Source organism: Acinetobacter yuyunsongii, from assembly GCF_041021915.1.
GTDB lineage: Bacteria > Pseudomonadota > Gammaproteobacteria > Pseudomonadales > Moraxellaceae > Acinetobacter.
The window spans coordinates 2,464,815-2,485,118 of sequence record NZ_CP157435.1 but is presented as its reverse complement, the minus strand read 5'-3'; the positions used below and the strand labels follow the sequence as shown (position 1 = coordinate 2,485,118).

8 protein-coding genes and 2 rRNA genes are annotated in these 20,304 nt (G+C 40.8%); 7 read left to right on the top strand and 3 right to left on the bottom strand.

Features of this window, described 5'->3' with window-relative positions; genetic code table 11:
• Positions 1–60 precede the first annotated feature (60 nt).
• The 3 genes from ABLB98_RS11860 to ABLB98_RS11850 all read left to right on the top strand — a co-directional run bounded on the left by ABLB98_RS11860 (position 61) and on the right by ABLB98_RS11850 (position 16,562).
• Positions 61–2,952: ribosomal RNA gene (locus tag ABLB98_RS11860) — 23S ribosomal RNA — on the top strand.
• 195 nt (positions 2,953–3,147) lie between these two features.
• Positions 3,148–3,262, top strand: a 5S ribosomal RNA gene (rrf, locus tag ABLB98_RS11855).
• 403 nt (positions 3,263–3,665) lie between these two features.
• Positions 3,666–16,562, top strand: coding sequence for a hypothetical protein (locus tag ABLB98_RS11850; RefSeq protein ID WP_369028799.1), 12,897 nt, complete (start codon positions 3,666–3,668; stop codon positions 16,560–16,562).
• Positions 16,563–16,620: 58 nt separating this feature from the next.
• On the opposite strand, the gene ABLB98_RS11845 is transcribed toward ABLB98_RS11850, so the two are convergent.
• Positions 16,621–16,956 (bottom strand): TIGR01244 family sulfur transferase, encoded by a 336-nt coding sequence (locus ABLB98_RS11845; protein ID WP_348883098.1) that lies wholly within the window; start codon positions 16,954–16,956, stop codon positions 16,621–16,623.
• 123 nt (positions 16,957–17,079) lie between these two features.
• Here ABLB98_RS11845 and ABLB98_RS11840 point away from each other — a divergent pair, with 123 nt between their 5' ends.
• Genes ABLB98_RS11840 through ABLB98_RS11830 form a run of 3 tightly spaced genes read left to right on the top strand, consistent with a single transcriptional unit; the run spans position 17,080 to position 18,829 of the window.
• On the top strand, positions 17,080–17,976 hold the full coding sequence (locus ABLB98_RS11840; RefSeq protein WP_004664939.1) for an alpha/beta hydrolase: 897 nt from the start codon (positions 17,080–17,082) through the stop codon (positions 17,974–17,976).
• The gene (trxC, locus tag ABLB98_RS11835; RefSeq protein WP_087547717.1) at positions 17,977–18,414 is read left to right on the top strand and encodes a thioredoxin TrxC; all 438 of its coding nucleotides are present in this window, start codon (positions 17,977–17,979) and stop codon (positions 18,412–18,414) included.
• A 1-nt stretch (position 18,415) separates the two neighbouring features.
• A complete protein-coding gene (locus ABLB98_RS11830; protein ID WP_005164249.1) occupies positions 18,416–18,829 on the top strand; it encodes an acyl-CoA thioesterase in 414 nt (137 codons plus the stop codon).
• A 48-nt stretch (positions 18,830–18,877) separates the two neighbouring features.
• Here ABLB98_RS11830 and ABLB98_RS11825 read toward each other — a convergent pair whose 3' ends face one another.
• Both ABLB98_RS11825 and ABLB98_RS11820 read right to left on the bottom strand, forming a co-directional pair.
• Entirely contained in the window at positions 18,878–19,372 is a 495-nt protein-coding gene (locus ABLB98_RS11825) for a DUF4442 domain-containing protein (protein ID WP_348883097.1), read from the bottom strand.
• A gap of 14 nt (positions 19,373–19,386) precedes the next feature.
• Positions 19,387–19,875 carry a YajQ family cyclic di-GMP-binding protein gene (locus tag ABLB98_RS11820; RefSeq protein ID WP_004655922.1) on the bottom strand — a complete coding sequence of 163 codons (489 nt, stop codon included), beginning with the start codon at positions 19,873–19,875 and terminating at the stop codon, positions 19,387–19,389.
• A gap of 90 nt (positions 19,876–19,965) precedes the next feature.
• Here ABLB98_RS11820 and ABLB98_RS11815 point away from each other — a divergent pair, with 90 nt between their 5' ends.
• A complete protein-coding gene (locus ABLB98_RS11815) occupies positions 19,966–20,280 on the top strand; it encodes a rhodanese-like domain-containing protein (RefSeq protein WP_087547715.1) in 315 nt (104 codons plus the stop codon).
• Positions 20,281–20,304: the final 24 nt, after the last annotated feature.

Below are 20,304 nucleotides of genomic sequence, written 5' to 3'. Positions count from 1 at the left end.
CGAGCATAGCAATCTGTCCTAACCTTACTTGTAAGGGTTAGCGACTGTTTGGGGTTGTATAGTCAAGTAATTAAGTGCATGTGGTGGATGCCTTGGCAGTCAGAGGCGATGAAAGACGTAATAGCCTGCGATAAGCTCCGGGGAGGCGGCAAATATCCTTTGATCCGGAGATTTCTGAATGGGGGAACCCACCCGCTATAAGGCGGGTATCATAAGCTGAATACATAGGCTTATGAAGCGAACGAGGGGAAGTGAAACATCTCAGTACCCTTAGGAAAAGAAATCAATTGAGATTCCCTTAGTAGCGGCGAGCGAACGGGGATCAGCCCATTAAGTTGTGTGTGTTCTAGTGGAACGCTCTGGGAAGTGCGAACGTAGAGGGTGATATTCCCGTACACGAAAGGGCACACACAATGATGACGAGTAGGGCGAGGCACGTGAAACCTTGTCTGAATATGGGGGGACCATCCTCCAAGGCTAAATACTCCTGACTGACCGATAGTGAACCAGTACCGTGAGGGAAAGGCGAAAAGAACCCCTGTGAGGGGAGTGAAATAGATCCTGAAACCGCATGCATACAAGCAGTGGGAGCCGACTTGTTCGGTGACTGCGTACCTTTTGTATAATGGGTCAGCGACTTATATTCAGTAGCGAGGTTAACCGTATAGGGGAGCCGTAGAGAAATCGAGTCTTAATAGGGCGTATAGTTGCTGGGTATAGACCCGAAACCAGGCGATCTATCCATGAGCAGGTTGAAGGTTGGGTAACACTAACTGGAGGACCGAACCCACTGTCGTTGAAAAGCCAGGGGATGACTTGTGGATAGGGGTGAAAGGCTAATCAAGCCTGGTGATAGCTGGTTCTCCCCGAAAGCTATTTAGGTAGCGCCTCGGACGAATACCATTGGGGGTAGAGCACTGTTTCGGCTAGGGGGTCATCCCGACTTACCAAACCGATGCAAACTCCGAATACCAATGAGTACTATCCGGGAGACAGACTGCGGGTGCTAACGTCCGTAGTCAAGAGGAAAACAATCCAGACCGCCAGCTAAGGCCCCAAAATCATAGTTAAGTGGGAAACGATGTGGGAAGGCATAGACAGCTAGGAGGTTGGCTTAGAAGCAGCCACCCTTTAAAGAAAGCGTAATAGCTCACTAGTCGAGTCGGCCTGCGCGGAAGATGTAACGGGGCTAAAACTATGTGCCGAAGCTGCGGATGTATACTATGTATACGTGGTAGGGGAGCGTTCTGTAAGCCGATGAAGGTGTGTTGAGAAGCATGCTGGAGGTATCAGAAGTGCGAATGCTGACGTGAGTAACGACAAAACGGGTGAAAAACCCGTTCGCTGAAAGACCAAGGGTTCCAGTCCAACGTTAATCGGGGCTGGGTGAGTCGACCCCTAAGGCGAGGCCGAGAGGCGTAGTCGATGGGAAATTGGTTAATATTCCAATACTTCTGTGTAATGCGATGAGAGGACGGAGAAGGTTAAGTCAGCCTGGCGTTGGTTGTCCAGGTGGAAGGTTGTAGGCATGTATCTTAGGCAAATCCGGGGTACTCTATGCTGAGAGCTGATAGCAAGCTGTACTTGTACAGTGAAGTGGCTGATACCATGCTTCCAGGAAAAGTCTCTAAGCTTCAGTTACACAGGAATCGTACCCGAAACCGACACAGGTGGTCAGGTCGAGTAGACCAAAGCGCTTGAGAGAACTCTGCTGAAGGAACTAGGCAAAATGGTACCGTAACTTCGGGAGAAGGTACGCTGCTGACGGTGATGGGACTTGCTCCCTGAGCGGTTGGCAGCCGCAGAAACCAGGCCGCTGCAACTGTTTATTAAAAACATAGCACTCTGCAAACACGAAAGTGGACGTATAGGGTGTGATGCCTGCCCGGTGCTGGAAGGTTAATTGATGGGGTTAGCGTAAGCGAAGCTCTTGATCGAAGCCCCAGTAAACGGCGGCCGTAACTATAACGGTCCTAAGGTAGCGAAATTCCTTGTCGGGTAAGTTCCGACCTGCACGAATGGCATAATGATGGCGGCGCTGTCTCCAGCAGAGGCTCAGTGAAATCGAAATCGCTGTGAAGATGCAGTGTACCCGCGGCTAGACGGAAAGACCCCGTGAACCTTTACTGCAGCTTGACATTGAACTTTGACCTTACTTGTGTAGGATAGGTGGGAGGCTTTGAAGTTGGAACGCTAGTTCCAATGGAGCCGTCCTTGAAATACCACCCTGGTAATGTTGAGGTTCTAACTCTGCCCCGTAATCCGGGGCGAGGACCATGTCTGGTGGGTAGTTTGACTGGGGCGGTCTCCTCCTAAAGAGTAACGGAGGAGTACGAAGGTGCGCTCAGCGTGGTCGGAAATCACGCGTAGAGTATAAAGGCAAAAGCGCGCTTAACTGCGAGACCCACAAGTCGAGCAGGTACGAAAGTAGGTCTTAGTGATCCGGTGGTTCTGTATGGAAGGGCCATCGCTCAACGGATAAAAGGTACTCTGGGGATAACAGGCTGATACCGCCCAAGAGTTCATATCGACGGCGGTGTTTGGCACCTCGATGTCGGCTCATCTCATCCTGGGGCTGAAGCAGGTCCCAAGGGTATGGCTGTTCGCCATTTAAAGAGGTACGCGAGCTGGGTTTAGAACGTCGTGAGACAGTTCGGTCCCTATCTACCGTGGGCGCTGGAAATTTGAGAGGATCTGCTCCTAGTACGAGAGGACCAGAGTGGACGAACCTCTGGTGTACCGGTTGTGACGCCAGTCGCATCGCCGGGTAGCTATGTTCGGAAGGGATAACCGCTGAAAGCATCTAAGCGGGAAGCCTACCTCAAGATAAGATTTCCCTAGGAATTTATTCCTCTAAAGAGCCGTTCGAGACTAGGACGTTGATAGGTTGGGTGTGGAAGCACGGTGACGTGTGAAGCTGACCAATACTAATTGCTCGTGAGGCTTGACTATACAACACCCAAACAGTTGTTGTATTCAAGATAAATTCAATACACAACTTGATTTAGTGTGAAAACTAGTTAAAATGCTGAACACAAAGTTAGACTCAATATCTAATCCGTTAATAACTCTTTGGTTCGTAAGTAAGGCAGACATGAAGTGAAAACACAACATGATCAATAAGACCCCAAAACACCACAACAGTTTGCTGGCGACAATAGCAAGAGTGAACCACCTGATCCCTTCCCGAACTCAGAAGTGAAACCTCTTAGCGCTGATGGTAGTGTGGCACTTGCCATGTGAGAGTAAGTCATCGCCAGCTTTTAAATCTAAACACCCCTAACCTAACGGTTAGGGGTGTTTTTTTATTGGGAGAAAAGACAAATAAGCTAAAACAAAATCTAGTCTCAATTTTAAAGTGGAAAACTTAATATCATTTTTTATTAATTGTTATAGAAATTCGTTGTTTACAGTTATATAAGTTTGACTCATAAGCGAAAGAATAATGATCATGATGAGTAAAACGTAATTATTTAAAATAATTTCAAAAATACTTTAATTATATAGTATGAAAATTAAATATATTTTTTGTCTAATAGTTCACTTTCTCGACTCATAAAGGTGGTATTACGAATTGATAAAATATATTATTTAGAGTAAATTTTTGTACAAAAGTCTTAAGAACATTCTAAGGCTAAATATTAAAGAAGATGGATATTATAGATATGACATATTTCAAAGGTTTAAAAAAAATTGGGGTAAATACGACAGTATTAGCAACGTCTGTTGCATTAGTCGCATGTGGTGGTGGTGGTGGTTACTATGGCAATACAAATTCTAATACAGACACGGGTAATCCTAGTAATCCTAGTACTACAAAGGAAGTCGCTGGTGTTAGCATTCAGCTAAGTAAAGGTACTCTAAAAGTCCAAGGCGATGAACTAATCGTTACTGCAAAAGCATTAGATAAAGATAGTGGCGGAGTTGCTGGAGCTAAAATTAATCTCAATATTAAAGATGGCGAAAAAAATGGAGCTACGAGTGATGCTTCTACAAAAACGACAGGTAATGATGGAACAGTAACCTTTACTGTAAAATTAAATGGCACTAATCAAAATTTAACAGAATTATTATTTACGACTACTGTAGTTGATACTACGATTCAAAATCAGGCTAAGGCGATAGTTACAGGCGCTGGGACTGTTGTACAAAGTCAATATGAATTGAAATTTGATAATGTTACACCTTTACAGGTATCGGGGGGTGAAACCGCTGTTCGTATTCGGGCAATAGATACAAATGGTGGAGGTGTTCCAAATGAGAAAGTTACTCTGAAGGTTAAAGATTTCCAACTAAACGGAGTAACGATTAAGGGTAGTTCGAGTGCTGTAACTAATGATGAAGGTTATGTTACCTTTACTTTACAACTACCAAATGGTAAAGAAGCGGATCGTTTAGCGCTGATTGCTTCTGGTGTTGCACTTGAAGCGACATTAACAGAACAATCTGGTGCTGTAAAAACTCAGGTTTCTACGGCCCAAGTTGTGTCCGTTAAAAATATAATGAGCAGTCTCTCATTATCAACATCTTCGAATAATAAAGTAGATGCGATTGGTGGAACGATTGAAGTTGAAGCTATTGCTAAAAATCCTGAAGGACTTGCAGTTGCTAATAAAGAAATTAGTTTAAAATTAGATGATTTGTCGCTTGATTATGGTGCCAAGTTAATTAATTCAACAGCAAAAACTGATGAAAATGGTAAGGCTAAGTTTACAATTAAGACGGAAGCTAATAGTTTAAATCCGACTGGTCAGTTATTAGTTAATAATGGGATAAAGGTTTCAGCAACATCAACTGATGGTTCTGTTAGTACACAAACAAGTACGATTACAGTTGTATCTGTAGCGACAGAAAGTGTATCTTATTTAACTGCTACTAGCCCTGATGCTATAGATGTTAGTGGTGGTCAAGCAAAAATTACTATAACTGCTAAAGATGCCAAGGGTGGTGCAGTAGCAAACAAGCAAATTAATTTAACTATACCAAATAGCCAAAATAATGGTTTAACTATTCTTGAAGGTTCTAAGCTAAATACTGATAATAATGGTCAGGCAAGCTTTACGGTCAAATTTGATAAAAATACCGTTTCAATAAATGAAATAAATAATTTACTTTCAAATGGTGTTACTGTTGCCGCTAGTTATACTACGATCAATAATAATGTCTTAACTCAAACAACAAGAATCAATTTCACTAATAAAAATGCAACTTTAGAAAAAGATGTACAGCGTTTAGAATTAACAGCAAGTAAAGGTGTTGTTTCTGCAAAAAATGATACGGTGCAAATTAAAGTTCGTGCAATTAGTGCAGATGGTAATTTTGTTGCCAATAAGATGGTGACACTTGGTCTTGCTTCTACGGTAACTGAAAATGGAGTAACGATTGGTGGTGATAAAGCCATTAGTCAAAAAACTAATGACAGTGGTTATGCAACATTTACGCTAAATGTGGATGCTTATAATCAGCAATCAATTGATAATCTTGTGAAATCAGGAATCACTATTGCTGTTGGTACAACATTAGCAGATGGTTCTTCTGTTAAACAGAATATGCAAATTATGGTTGAGGCTGCTCCATTACAAGCAGTTGATGTGAGCTACTTAAGTATTACTCCCGACTCAATGATTAATACCAATAAGGGGCAAACCACTGTCACTGTTCGTGCTGTTGATCGGAATGGTGGGGTGTTAGCGAATCAAGATATCACCTTAAATATTGATAAAGCCCAAGAATATGGTTTAACGATTACTACAGGTTCAAAAGCTAAAACGAATGCTCAAGGTGAAGCGACTTTCGTAATTCAATATGATGGTCGAGTAACAAATGCAACCATTTTGACTTTATTAAAAACTCAAGGTGTATTATTAACGGCGACATATCAACCGACTACTGGTGCAGCGATTACTCAAACCTCATATATTCGTTATTACGATCAAACCAGTGATGTCGATGTTAAACAGCTTGCGATATCTTTGGGCAAAGGTGTCGCTATTGCTTCAAATGATTCTTTTGAAGTTGCTGTTAAGGCTGTAGATGAAAATGGTCAGCCAATTAATGGTCGTAAAATTAATCTCGCCTTATCAGATATTGCTAAAGACAATGGAGTACAAATTGTCACTGCACCAGCAAAAGTCACAGAGAATGGTGAGGCGAAATTTACTATCCAACTAAAAGCCCCTAATACGGATGCAGTCAATGCATTAGTTGCTGCTGGATTGTTGATCACTGCAACAGCTCAGCAAAATAGCAGTGCAAGTATTTCTCAAACAGCAAAAGTGATGGTTGTTGCTTCAGCTCAAGGTACAGTTGATGTTGCTTATCTTGCGATTGAGCAACTTGATGCAATTAATGTCGCTAATAATGCCGAAAGAGTAATCACTGTTAGAGCTTATAACAGTAGTGGTATGCCGCTTGCGAATAAAGACATTACTTTGAATTTGCCACAAGTTGCTGGAATTCGTATTAAAGAAAACAAGATACTTACCACTAATGCTACTGGCGAAGTCAAGTTTACGGTCGTTTATAATCCTGCAAACCTTTCCGCGGCAGATAGGACTAAGCTTTTACAAGATGGTTTGGCAATTAATGCAACTTACGGTACTGTTTCACAAACAGTTAAGCTAGCTTATTTTGAAGCAGCTGCCAATATTCAATATATGGACTTGGTGGTTGATAATCCTGTATTGGTGGTCAATGCTGGTACGACTCAAAATATTAAAGTTACAGGCACATTAAAAGATGATGCTGGTCAGGCAATTGCAAACCGTGCAGTAACGCTCGCCATTAATCCAGAAGCATTGCAAAATGGGGTGAGCATTAATGGGGCAACAGGTGGCTCAATGGCTGTTGTGACCGATGCGAATGGTCAATATACAGTTGATTTAACTGTTAAACCGAAAGATAGCAATGCTGTGACTGCGTTGATTGCAGCAGGCTTGGGTATTGGTGCATCTGCAAAACAGGCTGATGGTAGTAGTATCGTACAAAGCACTAAAGTCAGTATTCTGTCGCAAGTGGCTTTAAACGATGTGAGCTATTTAACGACTGAAAGTACGAATACGATTTCGACAACAGGCGGTTCAACCAAGATTACAGTTAAAGCATTCAGTGCGAATGGAATAGCTTTAAGTGGTAAAGCAGTTAAACTGAACCTGAATAATGTGCCAGCAGGTTTGAAAATTCAGGCTGATGCAGCCACTAAAACCACAGGTGCAGATGGTACAGCACAGTTTATCGTGACTTATATTGCGCCAACAAGTTTAACGGCTGATCAGATCAAAGGTTTATTGGCAGGTGTTCAAGCAGCTGCTACTTATACATCTAATGCAGGTACAAATATTACTCAAAGTACCATGTTACAGTTTGCTGTTGATCAGATGAATATCCAGCGTATGGATTTGGTGATTGATAAAGCCGTATTGATGGTGAATAGCACAACTGTACAAACGGTTAAAACAACCGTGACTTTAAAAGATCGCGATGGTCAGGCAATCAAGAATCGCCAAGTCACATTGGCGTTGAATGCCGAAGCTCTCCAAAATGGCGTGAGCTTTGTGGGTGCTGTTGGTGGTTTAGTTGTAGTTTCAACTGACGCCAATGGTCAGGCAATTTTGACTTTAAATGTTAATCCAACCACACAAACCGCAGTGGATGCTTTGGTTGCTTCTGGTATTGGGATTGGTGCATCTGCAATTCAAGCCGATGGTAGTGGTACAATCACACAAAATACCAAAGTCAATATTTTGTCTGAAGCCTCTCAAGCTGAAGTTGCCTATTTAACTAGCGATAGTAGCAGCACCATTGCAACGACTGGCGGTACATCAACCATTACGGTAAAAGCTTTTAACACTGATGGTAAAGCTTTAAGTGGTAAAGCAGTTAAGTTGAACCTGAATAATGTGCCAGCAGGTTTAAATGTACAGGTTGATGCAGCCACAAAAACCACAGGTGCAGATGGTACAGCACAGTTTATCGTGACTTATATTGCGCCAACAAGTTTAACGACTGATCAGATCAAAGGTTTATTGGCAGGTGTTCAAGCAGCTGCTACTTATACATCTGATGCAGGTATAAATATTACACAGAGCACCATGTTGCAGTTCTATGTTGATCAGGCAAATATTCAACGTATGGACTTGGTAGTTGATAAAGCTGCTTTAGTGGTGAATACCACAGCGGCACAAACCGTTAAAACCACAGTCACCTTGAAAGATCTCGATGGTCAGGCCATCAAAAACCGTCAAGTGACCTTGGCATTGAATGCCGAAGCTGTCCAAAATGGTGTAAGCTTTGCAGGTGCAACAGGTGGTTTAGTTGTAGTTTCAACAGATGCCAATGGTCAGGCAATTTTGACTTTAAATGTTAATCCAACCACACAAACCGCAGTGGATGCTTTGGTTGCTTCTGGTATTGGGATTGGTGCATCTGCAATTCAGGCCGATGGTAGTGGTACAATCACACAAAATACCAAAGTCAATATTTTGTCTGAAGCCTCTCAAGCTGAAGTTGCCTATTTAACCAGCGATAGTAGCAGCACCATTGCAACGACTGGCGGTACATCAACCATTACGGTAAAAGCTTTTAACACTGATGGTAAAGCTTTAAGTGGTAAAGCAGTTAAATTGAACCTGAGTAATGTTCCAGCAGGTTTAAATGTACAGGTTGATGCAGCCACAAAAACCACAGGTGCAGATGGTACAGCACAGTTTACCGTCACTTATACAGCACCAACAGTTTTAACCCCTGAACAGATCAAGGGATTATTAAGTGGCATTCAAACTGTTGCCACCTATACCAATAGCGCAGGTAAAAATACTACTCAGAGTACCATGTTACAGTTCTATGCTGATCAAGTGAACATTCAGCGTATGGACTTTGTGGTTGAGAAAGGTCTGGCTTTAGTTGTGAATACCACGACACCACAAACCTTGCTTACAACAGTCACCTTAAAAGACAAAGATGGTAATTTGATTAAAAACCGTCAAGTGACTGTATCACTGGATGATTTAGGTGCTGATAATAATATTTTATTTACAAGTGTGAATTTTCAAGGTGTGATTGGTGGTTCGACAGTTGTTTCGACTGATGCTAATGGTCAGGCAGTGGTTGTACTCGAAGTCCATCCAAGTACTCAAAAAGCGGTGGATGCACTTGTTGCCTCAGGGATTAGTATTCGTGCTTCAGCAGTACAGGGAGATGGTAGTGGTACAGTGACACAAAGCCTAAAAATCAATGTGTTATCTGAGGTATCTCAAAATGAAGTGGCTTATTTAACCTCTGAAAGTGATAACACGATCGCAACAACAGGTGGTTCATCGATTGTTACTGTGAAAGCCTTTAGTGCAGATAATAAAGCACTAAGCGGTAAAGATGTAAAATTAAACCTGAATAATGTGCCAGCAGGTGTCAAGATTCAGGTTGATCAGACCAGTCAAACCACAGATGCGACAGGTACGGCTAAATTTAAGGTGACTTATACCGCGGCAACCAGTTTAACCCCTGAACAGATCAAGGCGTTATTAGCTGGTATTCAGGCAAGTGCGACCTATACTACTACTGCAAATAAAGCAATTACACAAAATACAGTAATTCAGTTCTATGCTGATCAAGTCAACATTCAGCGTATGGACTTGGTAGTTGATAAATCGTCATTAGTCGTGAATACGGCAACTGCTCAAACAGTCAAAACTGTAGTGACCTTAAAGGATCGCGATGGTCAGGTAATTAAAAACCGTCAGGTGACTCTGGCATTGAATAATGAGGCAATACAGAATGGTGTAAGCTTCGCTGCTGCTGCTGGTGGTTTAATTGCTGTTTCAACAGATGCCAATGGTCAGGCGATTGTTGATTTAAATGTCAAACCGACAACTCAAGAAGCAGTGAATGCCTTGGTTACATCCGGTGTGGGCATTGGTGCATCTGCAATTCAGGCAGATGGCAGTGGTATCATTACCCAAAATGTTAAAGTAAATATTTTATCCGAAGCATCTCAAAATGAAGTAGCGTCGCTAATTACTGAAAGTAACAATGCGATTGGTACCGCAGGTGGTACATCAACCATTACGGTTAAGGCATTAAACAGTGATGGTAAGGCACTAAGTGGTAAAGCAGTTAAGTTAAGTCTGAATAACGTGCCAGTTGGTTTGGATGTTAAAGTTGATACTGCAACTCAAACAACTGCTCTGGATGGTACAGCACAGTTTATCGTGACTTATACTGCACCAACCAATTTAACCCCTGAACAAATCAAGGCATTATTGGCTGGTATTCAGGTAAATGCTGTTTATACCACAAGTAGCAATAAAAATATTACACAGAGCACCATGTTGCAGTTCTATGTTGATCAAGCAAATATTCAACGTATGGACGTGGTGGTTGATAAAGCTGCTTTAGTGGTGAATACCACAGCGGCACAAACTGTTAAAACCACGGTTACATTAAAAGACCAAAATGGTCAAGCCATCAAAAACCGTCAAGTGACCTTGGTCTTGAATGCCGAAGCTGTCCAAAATGGTGTGAGCTTTGCAGGTGCTATCGGTGGTTTAGTTGTAGTTTCAACAGATGCCAACGGTCAGGCGATTATTGATTTAAATGTCAATCCAACAACTGAAAATGCGGTTAATACTTTAATGGTATCGGGAATTGGCATCACTGCTTCTGCGGTACAGGGTGATGGCAGCGGTTCTGTGACACAAAATACCAAAGTAAGCATTAGCTCAGAAGCTGTTGGTTATATGACGGTGAATAGTTCTGGACTGATTGCGACAACTGGTGGTACTTCAACCATTACGGTAAAAGCTTTTAACACTGATGGTAAAGCTTTAAGTGGTAAAGCAGTTAAATTGAACCTGAGTAATGTTCCAGCAGGTTTAAATGTACAGGTTGATGCAGCCACAAAAACCACAGGTGCAGATGGTACAGCACAGTTTACCGTCACTTATACAGCACCAACAGTTTTAACCCCTGAACAGATCAAGGGATTATTAAGTGGCATTCAAACTGTTGCCACCTATACCAATAGCGCAGGTAAAAATACTACTCAGAGTACCATGTTACAGTTCTATGCTGATCAAGTGAACATTCAGCGTATGGACTTTGTGGTTGAGAAAGGTCTGGCTTTAGTTGTGAATACCACGACACCACAAACCTTGCTTACAACAGTCACCTTAAAAGACAAAGATGGTAATTTGATTAAAAACCGTCAAGTGACTGTATCACTGGATGATTTAGGTGCTGATAATAATATTTTATTTACAAGTGTGAATTTTCAAGGTGTGATTGGTGGTTCGACAGTTGTTTCGACTGATGCTAATGGTCAGGCAGTGGTTGTACTCGAAGTCCATCCAAGTACTCAAAAAGCGGTGGATGCACTTGTTGCCTCAGGGATTAGTATTCGTGCTTCAGCAGTACAGGGAGATGGTAGTGGTACAGTGACACAAAGCCTAAAAATCAATGTGTTATCTGAGGTATCTCAAAATGAAGTGGCTTATTTAACCTCTGAAAGTGATAACACGATCGCAACAACAGGTGGTTCATCGATTGTTACTGTGAAAGCCTTTAGTGCAGATAATAAAGCACTAAGCGGTAAAGATGTAAAATTAAACCTGAATAATGTGCCAGCAGGTGTCAAGATTCAGGTTGATCAGACCAGTCAAACCACAGATGCGACAGGTACGGCTAAATTTAAGGTGACTTATACCGCGGCAACCAGTTTAACCCCTGAACAGATCAAGGCGTTATTAGCTGGTATTCAGGCAAGTGCGACCTATACTACTACTGCAAATAAAGCAATTACACAAAATACAGTAATTCAGTTCTATGCTGATCAAGTCAACATTCAGCGTATGGACTTGGTAGTTGATAAATCGTCATTAGTCGTGAATACGGCAACTGCTCAAACAGTCAAAACTGTAGTGACCTTAAAGGATCGCGATGGTCAGGCCATCAAAAACCGCCAAGTGACCTTGGCCTTAAATGCCGAAGCACTCCAAAATGGCGTGAGCTTTTTGAATGATGTCGGCGGACTAATTGCCATTTCAACAGATGCCAATGGTCAGGCGATTGTTGATTTAAATGTCAAACCGACAACTCAAGAAGCAGTGAATGCCTTGGTTACATCCGGTGTGGGCATTGGTGCATCTGCAATTCAGGCAGATGGCAGTGGTATCATTACCCAAAATGTTAAAGTAAATATTTTATCCGAAGCATCTCAAAATGAAGTAGCGTCGCTAATTACTGAAAGTAACAATGCGATTGGTACCGCAGGTGGCACATCAACCATTACGGTTAAGGCATTAAACAGTGATGGTAAGGCACTAAGTGGTAAAGCAGTTAAGTTAAGTCTGAATAACGTGCCAGTTGGTTTGGATGTTAAAGTTGATACAACAACGAAAACAACAGATGCGTATGGCACAGCCCAGTTTACCGTGACTTATACTGCACCAACCAATTTAACCCCTGAACAAATCAAGGCATTATTGGCTGGTATTCAGGTAAATGCTGTTTATACCACAAGTAGCAATAAAAATATTACACAGAGCACCATGTTGCAGTTCTATGTTGATCAGGCAAATATTCAACGTATGGACGTGGTGGTTGATAAATCAGCTTTAATCGTGAATACCACAGCGGCACAAACTGTTAAAACCACGGTTACATTAAAAGACCAAAATGGTCAAGCCATCAAAAACCGTCAAGTGACCTTGGTCTTGAATGCCGAAGCTGTCCAAAATGGTGTGAGCTTTGCAGGTGCTATCGGTGGTTTAGTTGTAGTTTCAACAGATGCCAACGGTCAGGCGATTATTGATTTAAATGTCAATCCAACAACTGAAAATGCGGTTAATACTTTAATGGTATCGGGAATTGGTATCACTGCTTCTGCGGTACAGGGTGATGGCAGCGGTTCTGTGACACAAAATACCAAAGTAAGCATTAGCTCAGAAGCAGTTGGTTATATGACGGTGAATAGTTCTGGACTGATTGCGACAACTGGTGGTACTTCAACTATTACTGTTAAGGCCTTTAATAGTACAGGCAGTGCTTTAAGTGGTAAAACGATTCAGTTAGGGCTTAATAATGTCCCAACAGGTTTGGATATTAAACTTGATACGGCTAGTCAGGCAACGAATGGCAATGGTGAAGCAACATTTACGGTGACTTATACTGCGCCAAAAGTTTTAACGCCAAAAGAGATTCAGGGCTTATTGGCAGGGGTTCAGGTTGTTGCAACATATACCAATTATATGGGTATTAATACAACGCAAAACACGACGCAACAATTTGCGATTGATCAAGTCAATATTCAGCGTATGGACTTGGTGGTTGAAAAACCTAGCTTGGTAATGGATACCAGCACACCTCAAACAGTTTTGACCACAGTCACCTTAAAAGACAAAAATGGTAATTTGATTAAAGGTCGCCAAGTAACTTTAGCGATTGATAACTGGGGTGTTGATAATAACATCATTAAAAATAGCGTTAATTTTAAAGATGTTATTGGTGGATCAACTGTTGTTGAAACAGATGCAAATGGTCAGGCTGTTGTTGTCTTAGAAGTTAAAACTACGACAAAAGAAGCTGTTGATGCTTTGGCTACATCAGGTATTGGTATTAGTGCGTCAGCTACGCAGGGTGATGGTTCTGGTGCAGTTATACAAACAACCCAAATCAATGTAAGCTCTGCTGCTACATTATCAGAACTCAGTTATTTAACACTGGATAATGTAAATGGTGCAATTAAGACAACAGGTGGCACAACAACTCTTATAGTAAAAGCCTTTAATAACAAGGGCAAGGCGCTTGCAGGTAAGTTAATTAAACTTGCTTTAAATAATGTTCCAGCAGGTTTGACGATTAACGTCACCCCAACAAATCAAACAACAGGAGCTGATGGTTCAGTAAACTTTACTGTAACTTATACTGCTCCAGCAAACTTAAGTGCTGAACAAATTAAAGGTTTATTGGCAGGTGTGCAGGCAACGGCAACTTATACTTCTGATGCAGGTACAAATGTGACACAAAATACGGTGTTACAGTTTGTAGCAGATGAAGCAGAGATTGCGAAAGATGCACAACATATTGAGTTACTCACATCAAAAGGGCTTGTTTTTGCGGATAATGATACCTTTACCTTTACCACGAAAGTATTTGATAAAGATGGTAACCCACTCAAGGATAAATTAGTCGGCTTTGGTTTAAATGCTGCAGCGACTGCAAATGGTGTAACCTTTGTGGGCGGTGCAAGTAAAAAGACAGATGTAAATGGCAACGCAACCTTTACAGTAAATGTAAAAGCTGGCAATGATCAAATGATTGAAAATTTGGTTGCTAATGGGATCACACTTGCTGCATCTGTTGTACAAGCTGATGGTTCTGTACTGAGCCAAACCATTCAGGTGATGGTGAAAGCTCCAGTTGCAAAAGATGTTGTAGCATTAACCACAACATTGTCAGAGCCAGTAATTTCAGTTTTAGGTGGTACAGGCATAGTAGCTGTTAAGGCTGAAGATGCGAATGGCAATCCTTTGGCAAATAAAGAAATTAATTTTGGTTTGGCAGGGGGGTTAAGCTCTCGAGTCAAAGTAGATAAAACCACGGCAACAACCAATGCTAATGGTATTGCCTACTTTACAGTTACTGTTGAGAATGGTGATAGCATTGATCAACTGTTAGTTGAAAAAGGTATTACTTATGCTGTATCAACCAAGAATGTGAATAGTACTACTCAGCCTGTTGTTACTCAAGTTGGTAAAGTCAATATTTCTGTTCCGACAGAAGCAATGAATTTAACAATGGATAGAACCAAAGCTGATTTATTGGCAAGTGGCGATACTTCTGAAGTATTTGCCAAATTGATTGATAATACTGCAACAGGAATTAAGAGTTATCCTGTAACATTTACTGTGATTGATTCTGCATTAAATGGTGTGACGATCAATGGGCAAGAAACGGCTGTTATTACAACTGACACAAGTGGTAATGCAAAAGTGAGTTTGAAACTCACTAAAGTTACAGGTAAACAATATACGGACTTATTGGCAAATGGTGTCACTGTTCGTGCTTCAATTACTTTACCAAATGGGGTTGTCCGTACCCAAACAGTTCATTTTAAAGTGAATGAAGCCAGCAGTAATTACCATCTTGTATTTAGTAGTGTCAGTAAGTCAGCCATGGATGTGAATGGTGATCGTTCAATTGTGACGGTGACGTTGTTGGATCGAGCTAATCAACCTGTACGCAATCAGGAAGTCATACTTGCCGCAAATAATGCAGGTGGATTAACTATTGGTAATTCTGGTTCTAGTGGTTCAGTCAATACAAGTGGTGGGCCAGTAACAGTCAAAACGGATTCAAATGGTAATGCATTTTTCTCTGTTGCTATTGATGGTGCAACGGTTGATAAGCAGTTATTATTGGCAAGTGGTATTGAGTTAACAGCAACGAATACGGATGAAATTGGTGGAAAAGCCACTCAGATTTATCGTATTGCAACAGTTGATAATTTAGGTACACCATCTACTCGATATTCTTTACGTATTGCAGCAAAACCAACCATGAATGTACGTGATGACACAGCAGATGTTACTGTGACTTTACTTGATACGAATGGTGCTGGTGTTTCTGGAAAATATATTACGCTAGGTCTTACTGATTTTGCTCGCAATGGTGCTGTTATTGTTGGTGCTTCAGGTTTAACCACTGATGCGAATGGTCAGGCTGTGTTTAAAATCAAGGTAGATGAAAATGCACGCCGAAATTATACAGCTACCGAATTCGTTAATGATGATTTGCGTTTGACAGCACGCTTTAATGAAACAGGCTATGCCGATGTCACACAAATCTCAATGATTGATATCGTACAGGCTGCAGTACAAGCACCTGTTGCTTCAATTGTAATTGGTGTCAATCCAATAGAAGTCGCATCTTCAAGTGATGGAGTTTATTACACCAAGAATATGTCTGTGAGTGTGGTTGATTTTGATGGTAAGCCATTGGCAAATCAAACAGTGACACTGGATGTGACTCCACTGACTTATATCAAAGGTCGCAACTTATGGGCACTTGCTCCAAAACCAGGGTCTGATCCAGCAGAAAAATGGGTGTTTGGTAATCAAGAGTATTATAATTTGTCAGCTCCTAATATTTACCTGGATTCTAATGGTAAACCAATGAATAACAATGGTACACCAAGTGATTTAACGGATGATTATATGGCAAGTACTACAACCAACAGTGTACATGCTTGTGTGGCAAGCCCAGCAGGTACGGCTGTGGGAGCGAATAATACGCCTGTGAAAGTGGTGACGTTTGTGAGCCAGTCTGGTGCTGAGCAAAATACATTTACCACTGATGCCAATGGTAAGTTTGACTTTGCCATGCGTTACCCAAAAATCTATGCACAGTGGTTAACAGTGCAGGTAGGAGCATCAGCAACTGTTGCATCATTACCAAATCGTACGACTTATAGTTTAGGTTTAGCATCTTTATCGAGTGATTATTCAACTGATGGTACTTATTCTCCGAATCAGGTTAGCCCTTACGGAACATCATTCACTTGTCCATAATGCCTGAATGAAAAAAATGGAAGCTTTCGAGCTTCCATTTTTATTTGAAGATTTTTTATTAATCCTCCAACAAATCCATCTGCTTCGCTAATTGGTATAGGTTATTGGAGCGATTACCTGTACGACAAAACATTAAAATAGGTTTTGGCAATTCGTTATAGTGATTAGCAAATGTACGAACATCTAACTCTGTGATTTGACCTGCAACCACTGGTTGGTAAACATAATCTAGACCAGCATTACGAGCTGATTCTTCAATCTGTGCACTTGTAGGTTGTTCAGAACCACCTTCCATGTCTGGACGATTATTAATAATAGATTTGAAGCCTTTTTCGACAACTTGATCTATATGCTCAGGGCCGATTTGACCTGCAAAACCAACATTTTCTGACATCTTGTCACTCCAAAAATAAACAAAACATTTTATGCTCTATCATAGCATTAAGCTTGATCTTGAGTTTAAATGTCTGTAGCAAATAAATGATGATAAGTAATAAGATAAAGCATTGGAGCGCGCATGCACACCTATACAGTTGAGCCGTTGTATGTTCCTAGTGGCGAAGAAACCATAGCAGCAGATTTCTACCTACCGAAGACCAATATTAAACCTGCTGTAATTCTTATGGCACATGGATTTGCTGGATTACGCCAATTTAAGTTAGTTCAGTATGCACAACGTTTCGCTAAAGCTGGCTATGCTGTCATTTTATTTGATTATCGCTATTGGGGGGGGAGCACAGGAAAACCGCGTGAATTGGTTTCACTTGGTGCTCAACTAGATGATTGGAAAACCATTGTTCAATATGCTTCGAATTGCAAATTGATTGATAGTCGACGTATTATTTTATGGGGAACTTCTCTAAGCGGTGGATATGCGCTTAGTTTAGCCACTGACCTTAAAAATATTCAGGCCGTGATGGTACAAGTGCCTTATGTTGATGGTGCTGAAACAGCAAAATTATACCCATTACAGCGTTATCCAGAGGCTTTGAAGCGTTCTAGTCAGGATTACATGGGGTCTAAGATGGGCTTAGTACCTAAGACTTTGCCGGTTGTGGATCAGCATAAACTATGCTTTTTACCGACCTCCGATAGTTATTATGGTTATCATTCGATTGTAAATCCTGACTATTATTGGAGTGGTGAAGTTCCTGCACGTGTATTTTTTAATTTAATGCGCTATCGTCCAATTCAATTTGTACGCAAAATTAATATCCCTGTTTTGTTTATTGCTGCGAAACATGATTCTTTGATTCCAATTGAATCTAGTCGTGAAGCCGCTACAAATATTGCACCATTTGTAAGCTATCATGAGTGGGAAATGAAACATTTTGATATTTATCACGGTTCTTGGTTTGAAAAAGCAGTCACAACCCAATTAGAATTTTTACATCAACATATCGGAGTGATGTAAATGATCATTGTCTGTGCATCCTGTGGTGCAAAAAATCGTGTACCTGAAGAAAAATTAGCAGTTCATCCAAACTGTGGGCAATGCCATCAACCATTATTAACGTTAGCGCCAATTGAATTAAATGAGCAAAATTTTAGCCATTTCATTAGTCATTCAGATTTACCTGTACTCATCGATCTTTGGGCAGAATGGTGTAATCCTTGTAAAATGATGGCACCTCATTTTGCTGAGGTTGCCAAACATAATCCTCACGTCGTGTTTGCTAAAATTGATACTGAAGCAAACCCGCGTTTAAGTGCTGCATTTAATGTCCGCAGTATTCCGACTTTGGTCTTAATGAATAAGACGACTGAATTGGCCAGAATAAGTGGTGCATTACGTACACCAGAGCTACAGCAATGGTTAAATCAGCAATTACAGCAACATCAAGGACATTAACATGACTGAACGTTCAAATCATCCAGAAGGGGTTTTATCCTTACAGAATATTGCTATGCCAGCAGATACAAACTGGAGTGGTGATGTATTTGGAGGATGGATTGTATCTCAGATGGATCTCGCAGGAGCGATTCATGTTGAGCGTTTGAGCAAGGGACGATGTGCAACAATTGCAATTAATGAAATGACCTTCCTTGTGCCTGTTAAGGTTGGAAATGTGATTAGTTGCTATACTAAAATTTTGAAAGTCGGCAATACTTCCGTACAGGTGCAAATCGAGGTATGGAATAGTCACGACAATTCGCGTGATCCGATTCGAGTTACTCAAGGTGTTTTTACATTTGTTGCTGTTGACGTGAATGGTAATAAACGACAAATCTCAGAACAAATTAAGCAAGATTTTTTAGCAAGCTGATAAAACAATAAAGCCCAAATTTTATTGGGCTTTATCTTCAATCTAAGACTATTTTTTACGTTTTGGTAGCCAAGCCCAAAGCATCTGACATTGAATTGGTTCGTTACCAGAATCGTCAATGACGGTCACAGGAATTAATAACTCGCCTTTATCATTATCCGCAATAAACTTTTGTTGATCTGCTGATAATTTTGCAGTTGCTGTTAAACCGCCTTGAGCAACTTTTAAATAGTCAACATGCAATGATTTAATTAACAAGATACGATCATCTGGGATATGTAAGCCCGTTAAAAAGCCCGTTGCAGTTTCTGCTAATAACGCCATTGCTGCTGCGTGAACCCCTTTAATATGATTTTGCATATTACGTTGGTTTTCAATACGCACAGTGACATGGTTTTTATCAACTTCTAAATAACGAATATTTGCTGTTCCAACCATAGGAACAACACGACCAAAAGCTTTACTCCATAGCGTACTACGGATACTTTTTGGAAATTTAGACGTGGTTTTAACCAGCGTATAAAGACGGTTATCTTTTGCCATAATGAACCTAATGCTTAGTCTTTGAAATTATTAAATTGAAGTGGTAGACCAAATTGTTGTTCACGTAAAAAGTTCATGACTTGTTGCAATGTATCGCGCTTTTTATCTGTGACACGGATTTTGTCTCCTTGGATAGAAGATTGCGCTTTGATACCACTTTCTTTAATGGCTTTATTAATTTTTTTTGCGGTATCTGAGTCAAGTCCATCTTTCAGCTTGATCACTTGGACTACATTTTTACCAGAAGCAGTGGCTTTTTGTGGATCTAAAGCTTGTACATCAATCTTACGTTTATAGAAGTGATTTTCAAGCATGGTATAGACTTGTTCACATTGGAAGTCACTTTCAGTTGAGATTTTGATTTCTTTATTTTTTTCATTTAACTCAATTGAAACGTCTTGTCCACGGAAGTCAAAACGTGTTGCAATCTCTTTTTCTGTATTTTGTACAGCATGATTGACTTCAAATAACTCTAATTCAGAAACAATATCAAAAGAAGGCATGGTTAGACCTTTACAAAGGGAAAGAATATTTGAGATGCTAAGGGTGTTTTCTTCATTTGCCAAGTGTTGTTTACATCAAAGGAGTGCACAATGATCCGTAAACAAGAAATTACAACATTTGAGTTCCCAGAAGGCGCAGTCATTTGGGATGTCCGAGATGCTAAAGCTTATGCAGAGGCACACGTCAAAGGGGCGTTGAATCGTCCAATTGCTGAAATTAATGCGGATAGTTTGACTCAGGTTGCAGCGGATCAGCCGATTTATATTTTATGTGGAGGTGGTAGTAAAGCACCACGCGCAGCAGAGCTTTTAGAAGGTTTTGATGATTCTCGTGAATATGTTGTATTGATGGGCGGTACACGTGCAGCACGTGATGCTGGCTTAGCTTTAGAACAAGGCGCATAGATCAGTTAAATTTGCCAAAATACT

Coding starts and splice junctions, on each gene's coding strand:
- trxC (WP_087547717.1), top strand. CDS start 17,977: ATGATCATTGTCTGTGCATCCTGTGGTGCAAAAAATCGTGTACCTGAA.
- ABLB98_RS11840 (WP_004664939.1), top strand. CDS start 17,080: ATGCACACCTATACAGTTGAGCCGTTGTATGTTCCTAGTGGCGAAGAA.
- ABLB98_RS11850 (WP_369028799.1), top strand. CDS start 3,666: ATGACATATTTCAAAGGTTTAAAAAAAATTGGGGTAAATACGACAGTA.
- ABLB98_RS11815 (WP_087547715.1), top strand. CDS start 19,966: ATGATCCGTAAACAAGAAATTACAACATTTGAGTTCCCAGAAGGCGCA.
- ABLB98_RS11845 (WP_348883098.1), bottom strand. CDS start 16,956: ATGTCAGAAAATGTTGGTTTTGCAGGTCAAATCGGCCCTGAGCATATA.
- ABLB98_RS11825 (WP_348883097.1), bottom strand. CDS start 19,372: ATGGCAAAAGATAACCGTCTTTATACGCTGGTTAAAACCACGTCTAAA.
- ABLB98_RS11830 (WP_005164249.1), top strand. CDS start 18,416: ATGACTGAACGTTCAAATCATCCAGAAGGGGTTTTATCCTTACAGAAT.
- ABLB98_RS11820 (WP_004655922.1), bottom strand. CDS start 19,875: ATGCCTTCTTTTGATATTGTTTCTGAATTAGAGTTATTTGAAGTCAAT.